This window comes from Frankia sp. QA3 (assembly GCF_000262465.1).
GTDB lineage: Bacteria > Actinomycetota > Actinomycetes > Frankiales > Frankiaceae > Frankia.
The window spans coordinates 3,985,431-4,005,992 of record NZ_CM001489.1 but is presented as its reverse complement, the minus strand read 5'-3'; the positions used below and the strand labels follow the sequence as shown (position 1 = coordinate 4,005,992).

Annotated in this window: 23 protein-coding genes and 1 tRNA gene; 7 read left to right on the top strand and 17 right to left on the bottom strand. The window is 73.1% G+C overall.

The genetic code is table 11. The features are described 5' to 3' along the window. Positions 1-327 precede the first annotated feature (327 nt). Complete coding sequence (locus FRAQA3DRAFT_RS16360; protein WP_198286918.1) at positions 328-852, top strand: hypothetical protein; 525 nt, start codon at positions 328-330, stop codon at positions 850-852. 30 nt (positions 853-882) lie between these two features. On the opposite strand, the gene FRAQA3DRAFT_RS16355 is transcribed toward FRAQA3DRAFT_RS16360, so the two are convergent. The 3 genes from FRAQA3DRAFT_RS16355 to FRAQA3DRAFT_RS35160 form a co-directional block, all read right to left on the bottom strand. After that, the gene (locus FRAQA3DRAFT_RS16355) at positions 883-1,473 is read right to left on the bottom strand and encodes a DUF3307 domain-containing protein (protein ID WP_009740150.1); all 591 of its coding nucleotides are present in this window, start codon (positions 1,471-1,473) and stop codon (positions 883-885) included. 163 nt (positions 1,474-1,636) lie between these two features. Next, the gene (locus FRAQA3DRAFT_RS16350; protein WP_009740149.1) at positions 1,637-2,509 is read right to left on the bottom strand and encodes an NAD(P)-dependent oxidoreductase; all 873 of its coding nucleotides are present in this window, start codon (positions 2,507-2,509) and stop codon (positions 1,637-1,639) included. Positions 2,510-2,679: 170 nt separating this feature from the next. After that, positions 2,680-2,823 carry a hypothetical protein gene (locus tag FRAQA3DRAFT_RS35160; RefSeq protein ID WP_157467419.1) on the bottom strand — a complete coding sequence of 48 codons (144 nt, stop codon included), beginning with the start codon at positions 2,821-2,823 and terminating at the stop codon, positions 2,680-2,682. Between the two features lie 84 nt (positions 2,824-2,907). Here FRAQA3DRAFT_RS35160 and FRAQA3DRAFT_RS16345 point away from each other — a divergent pair, with 84 nt between their 5' ends. Further along, entirely contained in the window at positions 2,908-3,423 is a 516-nt protein-coding gene (locus FRAQA3DRAFT_RS16345) for a MarR family winged helix-turn-helix transcriptional regulator (RefSeq protein ID WP_009740148.1), read from the top strand. A 66-nt stretch (positions 3,424-3,489) separates the two neighbouring features. On the opposite strand, the gene FRAQA3DRAFT_RS16340 is transcribed toward FRAQA3DRAFT_RS16345, so the two are convergent. From FRAQA3DRAFT_RS16340 to FRAQA3DRAFT_RS16330, 3 genes are all read right to left on the bottom strand, one after another. Further along, a complete protein-coding gene (locus FRAQA3DRAFT_RS16340; protein WP_009740147.1) occupies positions 3,490-3,810 on the bottom strand; it encodes a putative quinol monooxygenase in 321 nt (106 codons plus the stop codon). Between the two features lie 1,023 nt (positions 3,811-4,833). Then, complete coding sequence (locus tag FRAQA3DRAFT_RS16335) at positions 4,834-5,334, bottom strand: NUDIX hydrolase (protein ID WP_009740145.1); 501 nt, start codon at positions 5,332-5,334, stop codon at positions 4,834-4,836. Between the two features lie 477 nt (positions 5,335-5,811). Beyond that, a complete protein-coding gene (locus FRAQA3DRAFT_RS16330) occupies positions 5,812-6,942 on the bottom strand; it encodes an epoxyqueuosine reductase (protein ID WP_009740144.1) in 1,131 nt (376 codons plus the stop codon). A 228-nt stretch (positions 6,943-7,170) separates the two neighbouring features. Between FRAQA3DRAFT_RS16330 and FRAQA3DRAFT_RS16325 the strand changes: the two genes are divergently transcribed. Next, complete coding sequence (locus FRAQA3DRAFT_RS16325) at positions 7,171-7,608, top strand: helix-turn-helix domain-containing protein (RefSeq protein ID WP_035923003.1); 438 nt, start codon at positions 7,171-7,173, stop codon at positions 7,606-7,608. A gap of 24 nt (positions 7,609-7,632) precedes the next feature. Here the strand turns inward: FRAQA3DRAFT_RS16325 and FRAQA3DRAFT_RS16320 are convergent, their stop codons facing one another. Both FRAQA3DRAFT_RS16320 and FRAQA3DRAFT_RS16315 read right to left on the bottom strand, forming a co-directional pair. After that, positions 7,633-8,238 carry a hypothetical protein gene (locus tag FRAQA3DRAFT_RS16320; protein WP_009740142.1) on the bottom strand — a complete coding sequence of 202 codons (606 nt, stop codon included), beginning with the start codon at positions 8,236-8,238 and terminating at the stop codon, positions 7,633-7,635. A 148-nt stretch (positions 8,239-8,386) separates the two neighbouring features. Then, positions 8,387-9,124, bottom strand: a complete 738-nt coding sequence (locus tag FRAQA3DRAFT_RS16315; protein WP_063820802.1) for an RNA polymerase sigma factor — start codon at positions 9,122-9,124, stop codon at positions 8,387-8,389. A 660-nt stretch (positions 9,125-9,784) separates the two neighbouring features. Between FRAQA3DRAFT_RS16315 and FRAQA3DRAFT_RS16310 the strand changes: the two genes are divergently transcribed. Further along, positions 9,785-10,333 carry an HD domain-containing protein gene (locus FRAQA3DRAFT_RS16310; RefSeq protein ID WP_035921059.1) on the top strand — a complete coding sequence of 183 codons (549 nt, stop codon included), beginning with the start codon at positions 9,785-9,787 and terminating at the stop codon, positions 10,331-10,333. A gap of 129 nt (positions 10,334-10,462) precedes the next feature. On the opposite strand, the gene FRAQA3DRAFT_RS16305 is transcribed toward FRAQA3DRAFT_RS16310, so the two are convergent. Next, positions 10,463-10,543 (bottom strand) — tRNA-Leu (locus tag FRAQA3DRAFT_RS16305). Between the two features lie 317 nt (positions 10,544-10,860). Here FRAQA3DRAFT_RS16305 and FRAQA3DRAFT_RS37345 point away from each other — a divergent pair. Next, positions 10,861-11,526 carry a hypothetical protein gene (locus FRAQA3DRAFT_RS37345; protein WP_009740139.1) on the top strand — a complete coding sequence of 222 codons (666 nt, stop codon included), beginning with the start codon at positions 10,861-10,863 and terminating at the stop codon, positions 11,524-11,526. A gap of 146 nt (positions 11,527-11,672) precedes the next feature. Here FRAQA3DRAFT_RS37345 and bcp read toward each other — a convergent pair whose 3' ends face one another. The 5 genes from bcp to FRAQA3DRAFT_RS16270 all read right to left on the bottom strand — a co-directional run bounded on the left by bcp (position 11,673) and on the right by FRAQA3DRAFT_RS16270 (position 15,895). Beyond that, the gene (gene bcp, locus FRAQA3DRAFT_RS16295; protein WP_009740138.1) at positions 11,673-12,164 is read right to left on the bottom strand and encodes a thioredoxin-dependent thiol peroxidase; all 492 of its coding nucleotides are present in this window, start codon (positions 12,162-12,164) and stop codon (positions 11,673-11,675) included. 163 nt (positions 12,165-12,327) lie between these two features. Next, the gene (locus FRAQA3DRAFT_RS16290) at positions 12,328-13,263 is read right to left on the bottom strand and encodes a thioredoxin domain-containing protein (RefSeq protein ID WP_009740137.1); all 936 of its coding nucleotides are present in this window, start codon (positions 13,261-13,263) and stop codon (positions 12,328-12,330) included. Then, positions 13,247-13,786 (bottom strand): DoxX family protein, encoded by a 540-nt coding sequence (locus FRAQA3DRAFT_RS16285; RefSeq protein WP_009740136.1) that lies wholly within the window; start codon positions 13,784-13,786, stop codon positions 13,247-13,249. The genes FRAQA3DRAFT_RS16290 and FRAQA3DRAFT_RS16285 overlap by 17 nt, the downstream gene beginning before the upstream one ends. Continuing rightward, positions 13,783-14,523 carry an SCO family protein gene (locus FRAQA3DRAFT_RS16280; RefSeq protein WP_232291634.1) on the bottom strand — a complete coding sequence of 247 codons (741 nt, stop codon included), beginning with the start codon at positions 14,521-14,523 and terminating at the stop codon, positions 13,783-13,785. The genes FRAQA3DRAFT_RS16285 and FRAQA3DRAFT_RS16280 overlap by 4 nt, the downstream gene beginning before the upstream one ends. 352 nt (positions 14,524-14,875) lie before the next feature. Continuing rightward, positions 14,876-15,895: a hypothetical protein gene (locus FRAQA3DRAFT_RS16270; protein ID WP_232291633.1), complete on the bottom strand. Its 1,020-nt coding sequence runs from the start codon at positions 15,893-15,895 to the stop codon at positions 14,876-14,878. Positions 15,896-16,215: 320 nt separating this feature from the next. Between FRAQA3DRAFT_RS16270 and FRAQA3DRAFT_RS16265 the strand changes: the two genes are divergently transcribed. Continuing rightward, positions 16,216-16,641, top strand: coding sequence for a DUF3618 domain-containing protein (locus FRAQA3DRAFT_RS16265; protein ID WP_009740133.1), 426 nt, complete (start codon positions 16,216-16,218; stop codon positions 16,639-16,641). Beyond that, positions 16,638-17,240, top strand: coding sequence for a histidine phosphatase family protein (locus FRAQA3DRAFT_RS16260; protein WP_009740132.1), 603 nt, complete (start codon positions 16,638-16,640; stop codon positions 17,238-17,240). Before FRAQA3DRAFT_RS16265 ends, FRAQA3DRAFT_RS16260 begins: the two co-directional genes overlap by 4 nt. A gap of 30 nt (positions 17,241-17,270) precedes the next feature. On the opposite strand, the gene FRAQA3DRAFT_RS16255 is transcribed toward FRAQA3DRAFT_RS16260, so the two are convergent. The 3 genes from FRAQA3DRAFT_RS16255 to FRAQA3DRAFT_RS16245 all read right to left on the bottom strand — a co-directional run bounded on the left by FRAQA3DRAFT_RS16255 (position 17,271) and on the right by FRAQA3DRAFT_RS16245 (position 20,162). Beyond that, a complete protein-coding gene (locus tag FRAQA3DRAFT_RS16255) occupies positions 17,271-18,560 on the bottom strand; it encodes a lysylphosphatidylglycerol synthase transmembrane domain-containing protein (RefSeq protein ID WP_009740131.1) in 1,290 nt (429 codons plus the stop codon). A gap of 336 nt (positions 18,561-18,896) precedes the next feature. Further along, positions 18,897-19,343 carry an ATP-binding protein gene (locus FRAQA3DRAFT_RS16250; protein ID WP_009740130.1) on the bottom strand — a complete coding sequence of 149 codons (447 nt, stop codon included), beginning with the start codon at positions 19,341-19,343 and terminating at the stop codon, positions 18,897-18,899. A 243-nt stretch (positions 19,344-19,586) separates the two neighbouring features. Continuing rightward, a complete protein-coding gene (locus tag FRAQA3DRAFT_RS16245) occupies positions 19,587-20,162 on the bottom strand; it encodes a hypothetical protein (RefSeq protein WP_035921056.1) in 576 nt (191 codons plus the stop codon). Positions 20,163-20,562: the final 400 nt, after the last annotated feature.

The following is a 20,562-nucleotide window of genomic DNA, read 5'->3' as shown; positions in this document are numbered from 1 at the left end:
CTGGTCCGTGATGCTGTGCCGGCTGGGCGCGATCCGTCCGCGTTTTCGATCGTGAGCCGTTCCCTGATGTCCCGCCGTGCCCCTACGATGACGGGATGCTGTGATTGCCGCCGCTGTGGACCGGCTAAGTCATCGAACGCCAGCAGAGGATGCCGGGGCGTCACCGCGCGTCGGCGGCCCGGGTCGGGTGCCCTCCGCCCACCGCTGCGGCGCGGCCGCCCACCCGAAGACGGACGGAGCAAGCGGGATGACCACCATCAAACCGCCCTCCCGGCTTGTCGGGTTGGCGTCGATCGAGGTCGTCGCCCCGTCGAGGGCGATAGGAACATGCCTATGGCACGGTTCCTCGCTGCGGTCGCCGCGGGCGTCGCCCTCCTGGTGGGAGGGCTGGTCACCTTGGCGCTCATGCTCCCACCCGCGTACAGCTACCTGGTCCCGCTTGTCATCATCCTCGTCGTCGTGGGGGTCAACATCACTGCCTGGCTCGTGATCCCGCGTGTTGTCGGTTCGGCGTTCGCCTCGGCGTCCGGGGCGGCCGAGCATTCGGTGTCCACGCACTCCGCCGGTGGCTCGTTCGGTTTCGCCCGAGCCGGGTTCGACTGGCCCAGCGGCGACCTCACCGCCGAACCCAACGCGGACGAATGGTCGTCGTGCTGGGACTATGCCGGTCGCGACGGCGCCGATGACGACCGCTGGTCCGTGCCCGGCGGCGCCGACAACGTGTCCTGGAGCATGTCGGGCGGGTCCGAGGGCGGGTCGGGCTGGTCGGGCTGGTCGGGCTGGTCGGACGGCTCCGGCGGCACGTCGTCGGGCGGGTCGGATGGCTCCGGCGGCACGTCGTCGGGCTGCTAGGAACGACCCCGAGCCGGCGGGAACCCCGGGTCAAAGCAGGACCGCGACCAGCGCCGCCAGCCACAGCGACGCTGTGTGCAGGGACTGGTCGGCCAGGTACATGCCGTTCATCCCGTGCTCGGTGAGCTCGGCGAAGTCCCTGCCGCCCGTCCTGGTCAGCAGCCAGCGCACCGCGGTCCGGCGGTCCCACAACGCGTGGGTGACCACCGAGATCAGCAGCCCGGCGACGGCCCCGAACGCGGACAGCCGCAGGTCGAGCCCGACCGCCGCCACCGCCACCATCACCACGACGACCGCGTGATACGCGGCCAGGTGTCGTCCCAGTGCCGCCCAGCCGGTCAGGCCCGGCGTCGTCTTCAACCGGGCCTGGGCGTCGGTCTGACCCAGCACATGATCGGCGAGCTGGTGCGCCGCGAACAGGGTCACCAGCAGGACCGCGAAGGTGAGGGCCCTGGTCATGAGGTCGGGGCGGGACGTCGGGACGGTGATGCGCTCATCGTGAATCCTGCTCTGCGCCCAGCGCCCGGGCGGGCCGGGCGGGCCGCGGACGGCTCGGGGCCGCCCGCCGGTGGTTCCGTCGGCGGGCGGCACGCGGCAGGCGGCGCGCCCGCAGGCGGGCACCGGCGGAGTCGGCGGGGACGGCGGGTGCGAGTGCTCACCCGGCCTTCCTCGGGCCGACCGGGCGGACTCGCCGCCGTTCAGCCTGCGATCCCACGAGCTGCCGCACCGCATCCTGGGACGGCTTTCCCCGGGCCTCGCCCGACCACCCGCCGCGCGAGCCGCCTCAGACGAGCCCGGCGCGGCGGCGGGCGGTCTCGGCCACCGCAGCCCAGTCCTGCTCGCCCTGGCCGTGCGCGAGCGCGTCGATGAACGCGTCCCGCAGCACGCCGCCGAAGGGCAGGGGAACGTTGCGCTCCTGGCCCGCGGTCAGCGCGAGGCCGACGTCCTTGAACCCGAGCGGCAACCGGAAGTTGACCGGCTCGTAGCTCCTCTTCCCGATCATGCCGCCGTAGCCCGCGAAGACCGGGCCGGGGAACAGGTTGTCGGTCAGCACCTCGATGAACAGGGCCGGGTCCAGCCCGCCCGCTTCGATGACGGTCGTCGCCTCGGCCATCGCCTCGATGGAGCAGGCGATCAGGTAGTTGCCGAAGATCTTGACGAGGTTGGCATGCGCCGGCACCTCGCCGACGGTCCAGGTGCGCCGGCCGAGGACGTCGAACAGCGGCTGCACCTCGGTGACCGCCGCCGGCTCGCCGGCGGTCACGATGGTGAGGTTGCCAGCAGCAGCGGCCTCGATCCGGCCGAACACCGGCGCGGCGAGGTAGCGCAGGCCCCGCTCGGCGTACTCGCGCGCGGCCCGTTCCGCCAGGGCGGTGCTGACCGTCGCCAGGTTCACGTGCAGTGCACCGGCGGGCGCAGCGGCGAGCACCGCGGGGTCGAGCAGGCGTTCCGTCACGGCCCGGTCGTCGGCCAGCATGCTCAGCACGGTCCCGGTCGCGAACGCCTCGTCGATGCCGGCGGGGACGGCGCCGGCCGCGGCGAGCTCGGTGACGGGCCCGGGGGAGCGGTTCCAGACCAGCACCGTGTGGCCCGCGGCGATCAGGTTGCGGGCCATCGCCGTGCCCATCCCGCCCAGGCCGATGAATCCGATCCTCATGCGTCATGCTCCTGACTGCGGCACTTCGTCGCTCTTGTCGGTGACTCACCGCCTCGACGGGCCCGCCGTCCGCAACACCGCGGCCGGCGGGTCGCCTCAGCGCCGGAGACTCACGCAGTCTGCCCCCACGCCGCCGGTGCCCCTCCCGCCGGCCCGGCGACGCCGCGAGGTCACGCGATCCAGGGCGGTGTTCCCCGGCCGACGTCCTCACCCGTGCGGGCCGTACCCGAACCTGCGGCGGCGCCCGCCACCGGCACGGTGCCCGCAATGTTGGTCGTGGTCGCCGCCGTGCCGTCCGATCCTGTCCTCCCCATCGCTGTTCCCGTCCTCACCTATATCGACAACCTGGTTGTCCAACAAGTACACCAGGTTGTCGATATGAGGAAGGGAGCGGCAGGATGGAGGCCGTGGCCGAGGACCGCTGGGGTTTCGAGCTGCCGGTGCTGCTGCTCGGCGCGTTCCGGGCGATCACCGACGAGCTGCACGCCGAACTCGCCCGGCGTGGTCATCCGGACGCGCGGCCGACGCACGCTCTGGCGTTGCAGGCGGTTGGGGTGGACGGGGTGAGTGTCAGCGAGCTCGGCCGACGGCTCGGCGTGACCAAGCAGGCGGCGGCCAAGACCGCGGCCTGCCTGGTGGAACGGGGATACGCCGCGCGCCGGCCGGACGCCACGGACCGCCGGGCTGCCCTCGTGCACCGGACCGAGCGCGGCACGGCCTTGCTGGCCCTGAGCGCGGAGATCTTCCAGCGGCTGCGGACGCGCTGGGTCGCAGACCTCGGCGCCGATCGGCTGGTGGACCTGGAGGCGTCGCTCGCGACGCTGGCGGGCATCTCCGGCCGCGCGCACCCCGCGGCGGCTGTCGGACCTGCCCGCCTGGCTGGGCGGAGCTCTCCTGGTGGGTCCGGGGCGTAGTCGCCGGGCCGGCCGAGTTACCGGGCCGGCCGAGTTGCCGGGCCGGCCGAGTTGCCGGGCCGGAGGTTAGGCCTCGGTTGCTACGGGAACTCCGGTGCCGGCTGTGAAGGTGACGAACTCGATGCGCGGCGGACCGGTGAGCAGCGCCTGCCGGCCGGCGACGAAGCGGTGCATGTGCGGCTGGTTTTCGTGCTCCTCGAAGGCGTCGCGATCCCGGTAGAGCTCGTAGAACAGCCGGGCGTTCGGGTCGCCGGCGACGCGGTGCGTCGTGTAGATCAGCGTGCCCGGCTCCCGCTCCGCGATCAGGGGGACCGTCTGCGCCACGAGGGCGTCGAACTCGTCCGCCGTGTCCGGGCGAACCTCGAAGCGCACCGTCAGACCGAACATGGCTCCACCTCCGCGAATGCAGTCACCGAGCGAATCCTCACCATCGCCGTTCAACGAGTGACGGTGTGTGACCTCTCTGGAGATCACTGTAGTCCGTCTGTCGAGACTCGCGTCACATCGCCGCGGCCCGAGCTCGGCCGACTTGAGCGGTCACCCGATGGGTCGACTGGACCTTGACGCCGACCCTCGCGGTGGTGCTGTGCGGAACGGTCGAAATCACTTACCTGATGCAGTGAAATGACTACACTTCGCCAGGTAGTCGTTTTCGGAGAGTTCTTCTGGTGGGGTGGCGGTGTTTCGGTGCTCGCTCCTCGTCCGCCCGGGTCGGAGGCGGCTTTCCAGCCGGTCCCCGACGGATCGGTCCTGCCCTACCTGACCGACAAGGGCCTCGCCCTGCTGGACGAGGCCCTTGAGGTCGTCGGCGGCGCGGTTGTCGCCAGCCGACCCGACCGCTCCGTGATCGGCGTCCGATACCGGAACAGACCTGTGCTCGTCGATCCCGCGACGTACCGCACGGCCGAGCAGCTCGCCGCGGAGGAAGAAGAGGCTGGCGCGCCGTCCGGCCTCGAACCGGTTGGCGGCGTCGCAGATGGTCTGCCGGGCATTGGTGCGCGGCCGGACGCGTCCGACAGGCCGGTTCGGCTGCTTGGCAGCCCGGTTATCGCCGTGGCGGACCGGGACGCCCTGGTCCTGGCGCTGGCTGCGACAGTCGCAGTCTGCTGCGCTTCGCCGGCATCCGGCCGAGGTCGGCCGCCGGGCTCTGGCCGGGCCACCGAGTGGACGGTGGGACCCCGCTGGCGGCGCTGCACAATCTGCACGCCACCGAGGAGACCTCGATCCCGGTGATCGAGTCCTCGCCGGGGACCGGGCTGCCTGCTGGAAGCGGATGTGCGTCCATGCGGCCGACGTCCTGACGACGGTGCGCGAACGGCGTGGTGACCGGGTCCCGGCGGTGGGGTCCTGGCTGAGGCAGCGGTGCGACCTGCCGGCGTGAACCTGAACCTAGAGGCGAAGGACGTCCGGTCAGGGGGCGGGGAGGGTCGCGAGGGCGGCAGTCACGAGGTGGCGCATGAGCGCCGGGTCCCCGCCGCGGTAGCGCCGCAGGAACTCCTCGGGTTCGATCAGCGTTCGCCCGGCGGACTCGTGGGTGGGTTCCCACGGGCCGAGCTCGGTGACCCGGGCAGTGCGGATCACCATGTAGGTCCGGTCGTCGGCGCCGAAGTGGTCGGACTCGATCACCTCGACCGGGTACAGGACGCCGAGCCGGGCCCGGACCTCCTCCCACGCCTCCCGCCGCACGGTCTCGTCGATCGACGACTCGCCGCGCTGCACGTGCCCGCCAGGTATGTCCAGCCCGCGGGCCAGCTCGGCGACGACGAGGCGGCCGTCGTCGGCGACCGCCACCACCGCCGCGCTCGTCACCTTCTCGAACGGCGGGTCCGGCGACGGCCCGAGGCAGGTCAGCGTCGTCTTGCCGCCCCGGCCCCGCCGCACCGGTCGCCGGTCCTCGCCCGCGGTGGTCATGGCAGGACTCCTCCCGTAGATCCGGTGTCCTGTCTACCGCTCTATCGCGTGGTGCGCGGCTCTATCGCGTGGTGCGCGGCGCTGTTGATGGTTCGGCTCGTCGTTTCGTGGCCACCCGCTCCAGGAGTTCGCGGACGCATGGTCTTCACCACGGCCGAGTCGCGTTCTGCGCCATCCCACGCCGGCGGCCGGCCCGGCGCGCGCCCGTTACCCGCAGTTGCCGAGGTCTGGTCACGGTTTCAGCGCCCGGAACCGTGACCAGACCTCGGCACGATGGCGATCTCGGGCTTGTGGCAGCGCACGTTCCCCGCGATCACGTGGTTGCTCGGTGCTTTGGCTGGGACGCCGAGGTGGAGGCCCGTCTGGGAACAGACAACGGTGACGGAGAGCTTCGACGGTCGGATGTCGGGTCGGGTCGGATGTCGGGTCGGATGCGGGCGGTGCCGAACGGTGGGGAGTCGTCGGGCGCCGGCCCGGTCAAGGATGGCTTCCGCTGCGGCCTTCGCTGCCATCGGGAGGAGTGGTGGCTGGGGTGCGCCGGGAGCGGCCGGCGTCGCCGACGTGGCGGACCTCCTTGTGCGGGAACCGGCGCCGCGCATGGTCACCGGCGGGGGAGCCGGGAAGGACATAGAGCGTCTCGACCTTGTCCTGTAGCGGCCGCAGCACCCGGTCCATGAACTCCCTGCGGTCGGCCAGGTACGGTTCGAGCACGTCCTCGCCGGCCGGGCACACCGCCATGCAGTAGGCGGCCTTGTAGTTCGCCCGGAACGACAGGCTCTGCCACATCGAGGCGTTCTCACCGTCACTGACCCTGGCCCGGAAGTCCGCGCCGTCCGTGCTGTCCGCGACGGTCTCGGCCCAGTCGGTGAAGCCGCCCATGAACTCACGGTAGTTGTGGGTGAAGCAGGAGAAGAAGTCGAAGTCGCCGTCCTTGCTGATGGCACCCACCGGGCAGGCGGCGACGCAGAGCTTGCATTCCAGACAGGGGTTGTAGTCGATGGGTTCGCCGTATTCGCTGACGTCGGCGTCGACCAGCAGGGTGGCGAGCAGGATGAAGTTGCCGAACCGGGGATGGATGACGTTGCGGTGGATGCCGATGGCGCCGAGCCCGGCGGCGACCGCGACGGTCTTGTGGGCGACGACCCAGATCCGGCCGGGGTAGCGGTCCATCTCCATGGGGAAGGTGGCGGACGGGTTGACCGCCCGATGGCCGGCATCCTGCAGCTCCCGGACGATCCGGCGGGCGGCGGCGTTGATGATCTCGCCGCTGTGGTGGAACTCCTGGTTCGCGACGCTGCGTTCCGACGAACGGACGTTGTCCCGGTTCATCCGGACGACCAGGCAGACGAGGCTGCGGGTCCCCGGCAGGGCGCGCTCGACGAAGGGGCGCTCGTCGGTGAGCTCCGGGCGGTCCAGCGGGACGGCGGCCACGTCGTCGGCACCGGCGCGCAGTGCGATCTCCCGCAGCCAGTCGGCGTCGATCACCCTGGGTGGCGCCTCGCGGGTGGCCCGGCGGGCGAGGACGGCGCGGACCGACGGGTGTGCCGCGAGCCGCGGTGGCACGGCGACCGGCTCCGGACGTTCCGGGCGATCGACTGACTGATCCATGGGCTTCTCCCGCGAGTCGTACGGCCGGGCCGCAGCGATGGGTTGGATTATCCAACTGACTATCGGTCGCGTCCGGCGTCGCGGTCAACTGGCGGTAGATGGGGGTGGGTGTGCGGGGTGGGTGGTAGGTTGGATTCCCGGACCGACCGGCACATCCGAGCGTGGGGCGTCCGGGCGTCGGCGGTCGGGTGGGATCGGCGGAACGTGCGGGTCGAGGGGATGATCACCATGGCCGGTGTCGGGCGGGACTGTTCGATCGCCAATGCGCTCGGGGTCATCGGTGAGCGATGGAGCCTGCTCGCGCTACGCGAGGTGCTGCTCGGTGAGCGTCGCTTCGACCAGATCGCTCGAAACACCGGGGCGAGCCGGGACATCCTCGCGGCGCGGCTGCGCACCCTCGTCGAGCGAGGCGTGCTGGCCAAGGTGCTGTACCAGGAACGCCCGCCGCGCTACGAGTACGTCCCCACCGAGGCCGGCCGCGCACTGCGGCCGATCCTGCTCGGGCTGATGGAGTGGGGTGACCGCTACGTCACCGACGGCCCGGGGCCGACCAGGTGGGAGCACGACTGCGGCGCCGAGCTGCATCCCGAGATGGCGTGCGGGCACTGCCACGCGCCGGTGCTGGCGGGTTCGACCCGCCTGGTCCGGCTCGGCCAGGTGCGCTGACTCTTCCCAGCCGGCGAACCCTGCTCACGCTGCCCGCCCCGACGGTCGCGGGAACGGCACGATGAGCACGCTCGACCGGTCGCGGTCGAACGCGAGGCTGGCGCACGGCAGGTCCCGTTCCCACGGCTGGCCGAAGCCGCTGTCGTCGATCGACCAGGAACGCAGCCCGTAGGCGTCCAGCTTCTGGCGCAGGACCGAGATGATCTGCGGACGGGGCCGGCAGCGGTCGGCCGCAACGATGTCGATCGCCTCGCGCTGGAACGCCGCGAACCGCTGCGCGGCGTCGGACACCCCCGCGAACGGGCGCAGTCCCAACGATGTGCAGGCATCCCTCGCGGGAAAGACGGCGATGCTCCCGTCGTCACGTAGGCAGGCCGCCGCCGGCGTGTTCTGGCCGAGCCTCGGGTCGGCACCCGCCCCTGCGCCCGTTCCCGGCCCCGGCCGCTGCCAGATGTCCCGGCACGCCGCGACCGGATCCGCCGCCGCCTGACCACCGATGACGGCCGTATCGCTGGTCAGGCTGACTGCCGAATAGCAGCCGACATCGGTGGCCCGGGTCGCCAGCCCACTGGGTCGCAGCCCCCAGCCGGCGGCGGCGAGGCAGGAGACGGCCAGTGCCACGGCCGGCACCAGCACCCTCCTGCGTCGCCACCATGGCCGCGAACGCCGCGGAGAAGGTCCCCAGGAGGCGTCGACGTGCCGTTCGAGCAGCACGGATCGTTGCTCCAGCCGCCGCGCGGGAATGGACCGCGGTGGTGGCAGCCGCGTGTATCCCGGATCAGACATCTCGCACCGCCTTCTGGCCTGGCTGATCTTCGAGGGCCTCCTGAGCCCGCAGTTCCGACCCGGAATCGGTCGCGAAGGCGACGTCGTCGGGCGTTTTCGCTGTCACCCGGACGCCGCGCCGTAGCCGCCTGCGGGCCCTTGCCACCCGCGAACGCACCGTCCCCACCGGGACGTCGAGGGCCACCGCCGCCTCCGGGTAGGTCAGGCCCTCCATCGCGACCAGGACGATCGCCTCCCGCGCACCGTGGTCCAGCGTCGCGAGCTCGCGCAGGATCTCCCGCATCCGCTGCTCGTCGTCGAGCCTGGCCGCGACCTCGTCGGCGTGATCCGGCTCCGCGGGCGACGGCGGCAGCCGGTACAGCGCCGCGTCGTACCGCCGGGCGGCCCGCCGCTGGTTACGCATCACATTCGTAGCCACCCCGAGCAGCCACGGACGCAACGACCCCGACACCGCCACCACGTCGGCGCGCCGCCGCCACGCTTCCAGGAAGACCACCGACGTCGCGTCCTCCGCGGCGCTCCACGACCCGAGCCGGTGGAAGCAGTAGGAGTAGACGGCGTCCGCGTGCGCGCGGAACAGCCGCCCGAACGCGGCTTTGTCCCCCCGCGCGGCCTGGTCCAGGAGGGCCTCGTCTCCATCGGCCTGCACCCCATCGGCCTGCACCCCATCGGCCTCGTCCGGATCGGCCTCGTCCGGATCGGCCTCGCCCGGATCGGCCTCGTCCGTCATCGTCGCCCCATGCCGGGTAATGTCCGCACCCCTCGCCCCGGTTCTCGGACGAGGTACTCCCGACCACGCCTCGGTGACCGGATCGCGCCGGTTGGTCGTAATGCGGAGGATCGCCGGTCGGCTGCGGCTCATCGGCCGTCCACCGATGACCCCTAACGTCCCTTGTCGGCCGTGTCGACGGCCGTTGCCTGGGGAAACGACGGGAGATTCCGATGCGGGAATCAGGGGAGAGCGTCGTGGCGTCGAGACGACTTCGCGGATGGGCGGTTCTGGGCCTGGCACTGACGGTGCCGCTCGGCATCGTCGCGGGGCAGGGGGTGGCGGCGCCGTCGAGCGCCGGTTCGACCGTGGTGGCGACGGGAACGCTGCCGGACACTGGCCTGTCGGCCGGACGGCTTGGCTGTCCGGTAAGCGAAGCAACGGAGCCCGCGGCTCCTCGACGTGCCCACCATCGCCAAGACGCCGAAACATGCCCCACCGTCAGCCCGCCTGTTCGAGTGAGGAATGCGATACGGGGTGGCGACGCGCTGGCGAGCATGGCGAGCCAGCGCCCCGCGAAGCCGTTGCGCGGCCCGCACCGTGACTTGATCCTGAAGCGAGGGTTTCGGTCGTCTCCGGCACTCGCCAATGGCTCGGCGGTGCTCACCGTATGGTGATCCGGTGGAGGTGGCGGTTGCTGAGCGGTTGGCGAGCGAGCTTCTGACCCCGCTGGGGGATCGGTGGCGGCATGTGCAGGCTGTTGCCGCCGCTGCTCGCGAGGTCTCGGCAGTCGTGGACCCGGAAGAACGGGAGCTGCTGGTGGCGGCGGCGTGGTTGCATGACATCGGCTACGCCCCGTCCATCGGGCACCTGCGGTTCCACCCGGTCGACGGTGCGAGGTTCCTGGAGACCCAGAATGCGCCGGAACGGCTGTGCGCACTGGTCGCGCACCACTCGGGTGCGCGCCACGAGGCCGAGGAACGGGGCCTGACGGCGGAGTTGTCCGCCTGGGCATTCGAAGATTCACCGGTAATGGACGCGCTGTGCATGGCGGACCTGACGACGGGTCCGCAGGGCCAGCGGTTCACCTTCCCGGAGCGCCTCGCGGAGATCCTGTCCCGCTACGGGGAAGGGTCGGTCGTGCATCGGTCGATCAACCGGGGCCTTTCGGAGGCGCACGGCCACGTCGACCGGACCATCGCCCGGCTGGCACTGGTTCAGTCCCGATAAGTCGGCCGCGTCGGCCGGGCCGGCTTCGGGGGAAGCGGTCCGTCTACCAGGATAGATCGGCATCGGCCGGCTCCGGCTCGTTCCCCGGATGCCTCGGTCCCTGCGGGCAGGGGACAGCTGATCATGGAGTGCGGGAGGGGGGACTTGAACCCCCACGCCCTAGGGCGGCAGGACCTAAACCTGCTGCGTCTGCCATTCCGCCACTCCCGCGTGGCTTCCAGGGTAGCGAGGACCGCCACCACGGTGGCATGGCGGTTCTCCGAAGCGTCGATCGGCAGTCACCGTGCGCTGTGAGGTTGGTCCGGATGCGTCCCATCGGGTTTCGCGAGGTTTGGGGGGATGGGAACCGGACACATACCCGGCCGTCAACAGGGTTCGCGTCGTCGGCCACCTTCGTTCGTCCGACGGTCGCCTTGCCGACAGGCGCGGCGGCTCCGCTGTCGCCAGCCCGACCCGCACGGGCGGCCGCCCGGCGGCAGGCTGGTGCGTGCGCCGGTCCGCGCGAGGACGACTGGGAGACGACACAGATGACCACGACGGAGGCCCCGGGCACCGCCGCGTCCACCGACACCGCCGACACCGGCACCCCTGCCACCGGCACCGCCGCCGCAGACAGCGGGGCGATTGGCCCTAGGACCACGTCCGTCGCTGATGTCGTCGTCAATGTCGCCGGTGACCGGCCTGGCTCGGACGACGTGCTGGCGGGCGCCGTCGACGCTGGCATCAACCAGGGCAACGGAGCGCGAGCCTCCCGCCGGCATCTCACGGCGGCGGGTGCGCCCGGAGGGCATCCGACGGCGGCGGGTGCGGCGGCGGTCGACGGGGCCACGCGGAGCGTGTCCCGCCTGGGGAGATCCGGCCCCAGGCACGCCGCCCAGCGTGCCCTGCTCGAACGCAATCGGGCGCTGACGCTCATCCATTCCGGGCAGGCGACGACCGCGACCGTCGACACCCTGTGTGACACGGGTGTGCGGGTGAACGGCCGGGCCGTCGCCGAGGTGCACCTGCTCGTCGATCGGCCGGGGGGCGCGCCGTATCCGGTGGTGCGCAGCGCGGTGCTGCCCGACGTGGACATGGATTTCAGCCGTGCGGCGATTGCCTCGTCCGGCCGGCCGCGGCGCATCCCGGTGTTGGTCGATCCGCGGCGGCCGGAGAACGTGCTGCTGCGCTGGGACCTGCGGCCGGCGAGCTAGACCCCGTAGGCCGACCCAGGCGTGCCGAGTGCGCTTCCCTGCTTATCCAGAGGGTTCCATGTCCGTTTCGTCCCTCTGGATAAGCAGGCTGCAGGCGGCGGCGGGCGGCGGCTGAAGGCAGGCGAGGGCTCGGCGCGGGTCGGTCGTCAGGCGGTGGCGAGGTTGAGGTCGCGCAGGAGCTTGGCGACGTGGCCGGTCGCGCGGACGTTGTACTGCGCCACCTCGATCCGACCGTCGGCGCCGATGACGAACGTCGAGCGGATCACGCCGACGGTCTTCCTGCCGTACATCGTCTTCTCGCCGAACGCGCCGTAGGCGGCCAGGACGCTGCGCTCCGGGTCGGACAGCAGCGGGAACGTCAGCGACTCGTGGTCGCGGAACTTCACCAGCTTCGCCGGCTTGTCGGGGGAGATCCCGAGGACGTCGATGCCGGCGTCGTTGAGCTGGGCGAGGCTGTCCCGGAAGTCGCACGCCTGCTTCGTGCAGCCCGGCGTCGACGCGGCCGGGTAGAAGTAGACGACGACGCGGCGGCCCCGCAACGACGACAGCGACACCTCGTTGCCGTCGGCGTCGGGCAGGGTGAACTCGGGGGCGGTGTCGCCGGGGGCGAGACGGGCGGCGCTGGCGGTCTCAGTCATGGCCCGAAAAGTAGTCGTGGCCTGCGCGGAACGGCAAACCGCCCCTCGGGCGGACCACGGTGGCGGACGGGTGGGACCGGCCGCGCCGGCTGGCGCGGGCCGCGGCCGATCTCACCTCGTGCTCCGGACCGCCGGGCGGGACGAACCGGGTGGGTACGTCCGGTCAGCTCGCGGCGTTGACGGCGGCGCGGAAGCCGTCGGGGGTGAGCTGGGTGCCGGAAAGCTGCTTGCCGTCGACGAGGACGGTCGGTGTCCCGGTGACGCCGGCCTTCGACGCGTCGCTGTCGACCTTGGCGACGTAGCCGTCGTAGGTGCCGTTGTTGACGGCGTCCTTGTACGCCTGCGACGTCAGCCCGGCCTTGGCGCCGAGCGCGATCAGGGTGTCCTTGGTGAACCCACCGGTGTGCTCCTTCGGCTGGTTGGCATACAGGATGTCATGGAGCTGGCGGAACTTCCCCTCGTTCGCGGCTGCGGCCGCCGCGTTCGCCGCCCGCTTCGACTCGGGGCCGAGGAACGACATGATGTGATAGTCGATCTTGATCTTGCCCTGGTCGAGCAGGGTGCGGATCGTCGGGCCGGTCTGCGTCTCCAGCGCCTCGCAGGCGGGGCACTGGAAGTCCTCGTACATGTCCACCGTCACGGGGGCGGACGCCTGGCCGACGATGATGCCGTGATCGGCTCCAGTGGCCGCGGCCGGCAGCACGACCGGCTTGGACTCCTCCCGCGAGTTCTGCACGGCGAAGCCGATCACCCCGGCGATGATGAGCACCACGACGACCACCCCGGCGACGATCAGGTTGCGGCGCCGCCGCTCCTGGGCAGCCGCGGCGGCGCGGGCGGCGGCAGCCTTCGCCCGCCGGTCCTCGGCGCCCGCCTTGCCCCGCCGAGCCGGTCCCGACCCGCCGCCGGCCCTCGCCGCGGAATTGGCCCCCGTTGAGGAATTGGCCCCCGTTGAGGAATTCGCCCCGGTGCCGCCACGGGCGCCCCCACCGGAGCTGGCACCGCCGCCCGCCGAGCCGGCACCGCCGCCGGGCCTGGTCGCGGACGGGGCGTTCCGGCCGTTCCCGCTCTTGCCGCGGGTCTTAGAGTTCGAGGCCATCTGTGTCACTCCCGGAACGGTCGTTGACCGGTTTGTCGAGGATGCGGTCCACGGCGAGGTAGCCGCCGGGCCGCCAGGCGAGCAGCGCGGCCGCGGCGAGCAGGAGGCTGTCGCGGACCAGCTCGGAGGTGTAGTGCGTGGGGGCGTCGGCGGTCAGGTCGCCGCCGGAGGAGAAGCAGCCGCAGTCGATGCGCAGCCCGCGGGCCGCCGCAGAGGCGATGGCCGCGATGTAGACGGCGAACATCAGCGCCGACACCAGCGCGGTCACCCGCACCGCGAGCCCCACGATGAGCAGCACGCCGAGGGCGATCTCCAGGAACGGCACGCCGTAGGCCACCGGCTGCACCAGCGCTTCGGGCAGGATGCGGAACGCCCGCACCGAGCGCAGCATGCCGTCCGGATCGTTGACCTTCAGCAGGCCGGCGACGAGCCAGACGGCGCCGAGGGCCAGGCGAAGGACGGTGGAGATGCTGCGGCTCGCCGGCTGCGTCGGCGTGGTGAGGTGGTAGGCGATCGTGTTCATCCTCGTGCTTCTGGTCCGGACCGCTCGGCGGTCAGCTTGGGCAGGTCGTCGATGTACGCCTGGACGCCCGTGCCCGCCAGGTACAGCGCGCGGATCCGGTCGTCCCGGGAGAAGGCGATCACCTGGGAGCCGTGGGTGACCAGAACGGAACCGTCGGCCTGGACCTCGGGCTTCTCCAGGGGGACGCCGAGGGCTTCGGCCTCGGTGCGAATCCGGTCGAACGGGCCGCGGACACCGATGAAGGTCGCGTCGAACTGCCTAAGCCAACGACTGAGAACCGGTCCGGTATCCCGATCAGGATCGGACGTCACGAAAACGACCGTGATCTGCTGCCGTACGTCCGGTTTGACCTCGGTGAGCGCCGAGGAGATGTCCGCCATCGTCGTCGGGCAGACATCCGGACAGTTCGTATAGCCGAAGAACAGCAAAGTGATTTTGCCTTTTGTTCGTTCCCGCAGGTCGAAGGGGCGTCCGTCAGTGTCGGTCAGGTTCAGGGCGGGTTTGGCCAGCCGCTGAGCCGGGACCGTGCCGTGCAGCCCGTCGTTGTCGCCGTCGCCCGCATCGACGACGGTCACCCCGTTGTTCGTCCCGGAGCCGGCGCAGGCGGTGAGCAGCAACATCGACGAGACGGCCAGCGCCGACCCGAGGGCGCCGAGCAGCCGCGTCGGCCGGCGTCGTCCCGCGGCCCCTCCCGGCGTGCGGCGCGGCGACCGCCCCGGCCCGGACGGTGCCGCCACCGGGAAGGTCGGTGCCGGTGGCGGCGCTATCACGGACGGCTGGGCCGGCTTAACGGACGGCTGGGCCGGCTTAACGGATGGCTGGGCCGGCTTAGCGGGCGGGATCGGGCGGTGGGAGGGGGACCAGCGGGGGCGGGAGGGTGCCTCGTGACGAGGACGGATCAGGGACATGACACTCCAGGAGCGGGCGCCACAGGCGCGCGCGGGATCGCCATCGGCCGGCGGCGACCGCGATCGAGTGTGATCGCCGCGGACGCGGTGGGCGACGGGCTGACGGGGAGGAGCGGGAGGCGCGGGAAGGCGCGGGCGACGGCGGCGCGCCCCGCCCGGCCGATGGTGCGGCGCAGCGGGGCTAGACCGCGGCGACCTGCCACGGCGCATCCCGGAACGATCTGCTGGCGGCAGGCGCCGGCGGGCCGCGCCGGGCGACGGCGTGACGCAGCAACAGCAGGCGCGGCCGTCCCGTCGAGTGGGCTCGCCGGGGCCGCAGGAGCCGTGGGGCCGACGCCGGTACCGGCGAGGCCGCCGGGAGGGCGGGCAGCCGGCGCGCCAGCAGCCGGCCGGCGGCGGCCAGCACCTTCGCGCCGCGGCGGGCCCACCAGAACATCAACGCCGCGGCCAGGGCGTGGGCGAGCAGCATCGCCAGCGCGACGGCGGCGGCCGAGGCGGACCCGGAGCCGAGGACGGCCAGGCCGCCGAGGTGCCGGTGACCCCCGGCGGGCGCGTCGCCTGACCCGGTCCCGGCGCCGGCGGCGACCCGCCGGGCGGCTGCCAGCAGTGCCGGATCGACGTGCGCCAGCCCGGAGCGGGCCAGCTCGGAGCCGGCCAGCTCGGAGCCGGCGAGGTGTGCAGGGGCCGCCAGTCCGGGGTGAAGCACCGGGCCGACCACCGCCCCTGCAGCGTGCGCCCCCGCAGGGGCGGTGGCCTGGCCGCTGTGGCAGAGGAGCACGCCGAGCAGGGGATCGCTGCGTTGAGCCCGCAGCCCGGCCCCGCAGCCGGCGACGGCGAGCGCCGCGTGCAGGAGACCCTGAACGGCGAGCAGACCGCCGAACGACCGCGGCCCGCCGATCCGGCGGCGCTGCGCGGGAGCCTCCCGTGCTGCCGCCACCGATCGGACGACCTCGACCGAGGCGGCGAGCAGGACGGCGACCAGCGCGACGAGGAGCAGCCGGCCGGGTGGGGGCGCCTTGCCCGCCAGCGGGAGATGGGCGAGCAGCGCCCAGGCCACCGCGGGCACCGCGAACGCGGCTCCGGCGAGCACCCCGCGGGGGATTGCGCCGGAGAGCCCCCCGCCGCGCAGCGGGTCAGGAGTGGCCGACCCGGGGCGACGCCCTCCAGAGCCAGACCGCTGCCGACCGCCAAGCACAGCCATCAGCGTAATGTCCGGCGGCTCGAGATCCTCGGTCAGTCCGGTCCGGGGCGGGCGCCGAAGTGGGGTCAAGCCGGCGCGCGGGGGCAAACGTGAGAGACCTCCTGGCGACCACTCGACGTTTCGCCTCGCCGGAGGGTGGTCGGTCTGGCACGATCGGAACAGGCTGGCCGCACCCGACGGGGCCACACCCGGCAGGGGCGCATCCGGCAGGGTCGCACCTGGCGGGGACGCACCTGACGGGGATGTCCGCGGTGCGGCGTCGACGTGATCGGCGCGCACCGTGACCGCCGCCATCCGCACCGGACGAGAGGGCAACATTCGTGCCGCAGGACCCGGCCGTCATCCAGCAGCAGATCGAGGAGACCCGCGCCGAGCTGGCCGAGACGATCGACTCGATCGCCGAGATCGTCAGCCCGCGCCGGATCGCCGAACGCACCCAGGAGCAGCTCCGGGTCAGGACCGCCGAGCTCCGGCAGCGCTACGGCCCCGCGCTCGGGATCGGGCCGGGACCGGGGCCCGGGCCGGGCGTGCCGCAGCTACCGGCGGGGTCCGGCGCCGCTGCCGGCGCAGTGCTGGTCCCCGGGGGCGGCCGGGCCGGCAGGCCCGGGGCGCACCGGCTGTCCCCGGGCGACGTCACCTTCGTGCGGGTCGTGCGGTGGGATCGGGTGGCGCTGGTCGGCGGGGGGCTGCTGCTGTTCGTCGGCGGGGTCCGGCGCCGCCGGCGGCGGGCGTCCCGCCGCGGATGATCGCGCAGGTCCCACCGGGCCGGGTGGTGCTGCTGCGTCACGGTGAGACCGAGTGGAGCCGGCTCGGCCGGCACACCGGCCGCACCGACGTCGAACTCACCGCCGAGGGGGAACGCCAGGCCGCCGGGCAGGCCACCCGGCTGTCGGCCTGGTCCTTCGGGCTAGTCGCGACCAGCCCCCGGGTGCGGGCCCGGCGCACCGCCGACCTCGCCGGCCTGGTCACCACGCCCGAGACCGAGCGGGAAGTCTGGGCCGACCTGGCCGAATGGGACTACGGCGGTTACGAGGGGATCACCACGGCGACGATCCGCGAGACGGCGCCCGGCTGGACGGTGTGGACCGCGCCGGTGCCCGGCGGCGAGACCGCGGAGCAGGTCGGGGCGCGCGCCGACGCGGTGCTGCGCCGGTTGCACCCCTGGCTGGAGCGCGGCGATGTCGCGCTCGTCGGGCACGGGCACATGCTGCGGGTGCTCGTCGCCCGCTGGCTCGGCCTGCAGCCCCGGGCCGGGGCGTACTTCGTGCTGGCCGCGGGCGGGCTGTCGGTGCTCGGCCACGAGCACGAGGCGCCGGTGGTCGAGGCCCTCAACCTGCCCGCCTGACCTGCGGAGCCCGGGGCGCGGACCGGCGCGCTAAAGGTTGCCGCTGCGCCGCAGGCCGGCCAGGGCGACGATTCCGGGCACGATCGGCAGCCAGAAGCTGATCACCCGGTAGACGAGGACGACGGCGAGCATGGCCGCGGCGTCGCCGCCGGCCGCCGCCAGCCCGAAGGCCAGCGCGGGTTCCAGGGCGCCGACCCCACCGGCCGTCGGCGCCGCGCCGGCCACCATGGAGCCGACGAGGTAGACGGTGGCCACCGACATCACCGACATGCTGGCCCCGAACGCCCAGACCGTGCAGGCCAGCGCCAGGATCTGGAACAGGCGGGTGCCGGCCTGGGACAGCAGCAGCACCGTCGTGCGTCCGGGGGAGTGCGCGAGCACCGACACGTGGGCGCGGAAGGCCCGGACGGCGGGCCGCGCCATCGCCCGCACCCGAGGGTGGGCGACGGTACCGGTCACGAGCGCGCACACGACCACGCAGCCGACCAGGACCGGCCCCGTGCCGATGCCATCGAGGGTGGACCGGACCGGGCTGACCACCGCCTCGCCGATCCCGGAGCCGCTGAGCGTCCCGGCGACGATGACGATGCCGGCCAGGTGGGTGATCGCGCCGGCAGCCTTGATCGACGCGATGGCGGCGAGCGCCGCGGGGCGGGTCATCCCGCGCTTCTCCAGGAAACGCAGATGGATCGCGATCGCGCCGAGGCCGGCGGGGATGATCCGGTTCGTCGCCGCGGCCGCGACCTGAACGCCCGTCACCGTGCGCAGCTCCACCCGCAGACCGCTGGCCGCCCGCATGGACAGGCCGTTGGCGACGTAGAAAAGCGCCGTGCAGCAGGCGCACGCGGCGAGCCAGTGCCAGCGCGGGGCGGGCACCCCGGACAGCCGGGAGACGGCGTCCCCGCGGAAGCGCACCGCCAGCACGACCAGCAGCGCCGCGACGACGATCGCGCACACGACGGGCCTGCGCCGGGAGCGCGCCGGGCCGGTCGGGCCGACGGCGAGGGGCTCGACGAAGACGTGATGGTCGGGATCGGCGGTACCGGCGGGATCGCCGGCCGGATGCGCCGAGGGCTCGGCCGCGCCGACCCCGTCGCGATCGGGTCTGGCCGGGCGGCGGCGCGGGCGGGGCAGCGGCGCGGGCTGGTGCGGTGGTGGGCCGGGCGACGGCTCGAGAGGCGGTGCGGTGGCGCTGTCCGCGCCGAGCAGGACCGGGATCTCTATGACAACCCCCGTAGGGCCGGAGCCGTGGTCACGGTGACGGTGGAGACGTAGGTCACGGTACGCGAGTTGCCTGAACAGCACCTGAAGCATCCGCATTGTCGGCCTGACTAACACCGGTCATCGGCGGATGGAGCGGACAAATCATCCGATGGTGCCGTGGACGCCCCCGCGACCGGTGTGCCGCCCGGCCACCCCCCGGCGCGATGTGGTGCCATGCGCTGGTCAGGGGCGTGGGGAGCCATCCCGGCGGCGTGCGCCGGGCAGCGCGTCGGGGTGGGCGACCGGCCCGTCGATGATTCCGAGTCGAGTGACGTGCGTGGCATTCCGCGACCTCCTGCACGTATCGGTGCGAGACATGCCAGAGATATATGCCGAAAAATTCTTTTTCAGACTATTTTCGCCTGATTGGGCGGTCGGGCGGTCGGGGTCCGGTCAGGAGCCGCAGGCCGCCTCCAGCGAATCCTCCTGGCGTGGCGGATCCGGCTGGCGGGGGAGATCGAACCAGACCTGCTTGCCCGGCCCCTGGTCGTCCAGGATGTCGACGACACCCCACTGCAGCGCCAGCGCGGCGACCAGGTGCATGCCCCGCCCGGACTCGTCATCCTCGCCGGCGGGTTTCAGCGCCGGATGCTGCGAAGTCCCGTCGTCGACGGCGATGCGGATCCGGTCGGCCTGCAGCGAGACGCTCAGGCACAGTGCCCCCCGGTCGCCGACAAACCGCACGGCGTTCGTCACGACCTCGCTGACGAGTAGCTGCGCGACCTCGATGGTCTCCGGGCGGTTCCAGGCGGCGAGCAGCTCGGTGACCAGGCGGCGGGCCCGGCCGGCGGTGCGGGGATCGGCAGGCAGGTCGAAGCGTGCGGTCAGTGCTCCGGCCACGCCTCACCTTCCGTGAAATCGGGCGGGACGGCCCCGTCGTCCGTTGCCGTCCTCGTGCTGGGCGAGCTGCCCGGCGTCGCGTACCTGCCACACCGCTCGCCACCTCAAACCTGCACCGTCCGTGGCCCTCGGTCGCCTTGACGACCACGTGCCGCATCTGGATACCGCGCGCCGGGGTCATCCGGGGCGACGACGCGCCGCGGGACTGGCACGGCGTGCGGCGCGCCCGGGGTCTGCCGGGGCTCAGATGACGTCGATGCCGTCCAGCACAGATTCGCGGCGTGCCAGCCACGCCTGGGTGACCTCGTCGACCTGCGCCTGGTCGATGCGCGCCGCCGCTGCCGACAGCTCGGCGTCCCGGGGCGATGCGGGCCCGGCCCGGTCGGGCTCGCCGCCCGGCCGGCGGCGCGCATCGTCGCGGCCCGGCCGGGCCGGACGGAGCTCCAGCCCCCGGTTCGGCAGGTTCGGCGTACCGGAACCGCCCGCCCCGATCGGGCGGCCGCGGCCGGGACCACCCGGGCGGCCCTCGCCCGCCGCCCCGCCGGTGGGCGCCGCGTAGGGCGATCGGCCGTTCGGTGGGGGCGCGCCCGTGGGGGGTCCGGCCCGGTCCGGCTGGGGCGCCTGCGGCCGGCCTCGCCGCTCCCGCGGGTCCGGGCCCGGCCCTGACCAACCCGCGCCACCCTGCTCGGGACGACCAGGTAGATCGCCGTCGCCACGCCAGCCGGTGGGCCGCCGCTCGGGCGGCGCGTCGCCGCGCTGCGGCGGGCCACCGCCGAGCGTGGCGGACCGTTCGTGGTCGGCGCCGCCGGCTCCCGGCATCGGTCGGCGCGGGCCGCCAGCTCCATCGCCGCCGGCGCGGCCCGGCGCAAGCCGCGGTCCGTCGTGACCCGGACCGGCACCCGGCATGGCGCGCATACGCGACCCGTCGGGTTGGCCGGACCCGCCCGGTCCGTTCGGAAGTCCCGGGCCACCCGGGGCTTCGGGCCGCCCAGTTCCCGCCGGGCTGGCGGCGTCGTGCCCCCGGGGCGGGCCGGACCAGTCGCCCGTAGGGCCGTCCACCGGCCCTCGGGTTGCCAGGCCGGCGGCGTGGGTCTGCGGTGCGTGCTGGTGCGGCGGCCATGACCCGGTCGCCCGCGCGGACGCCATCTCGACCGGGCCGGAGATCGGTGGTGCGGGCCGGGATGCCGGCACGGACACCCGGTCGGGATATCCGGGCAGC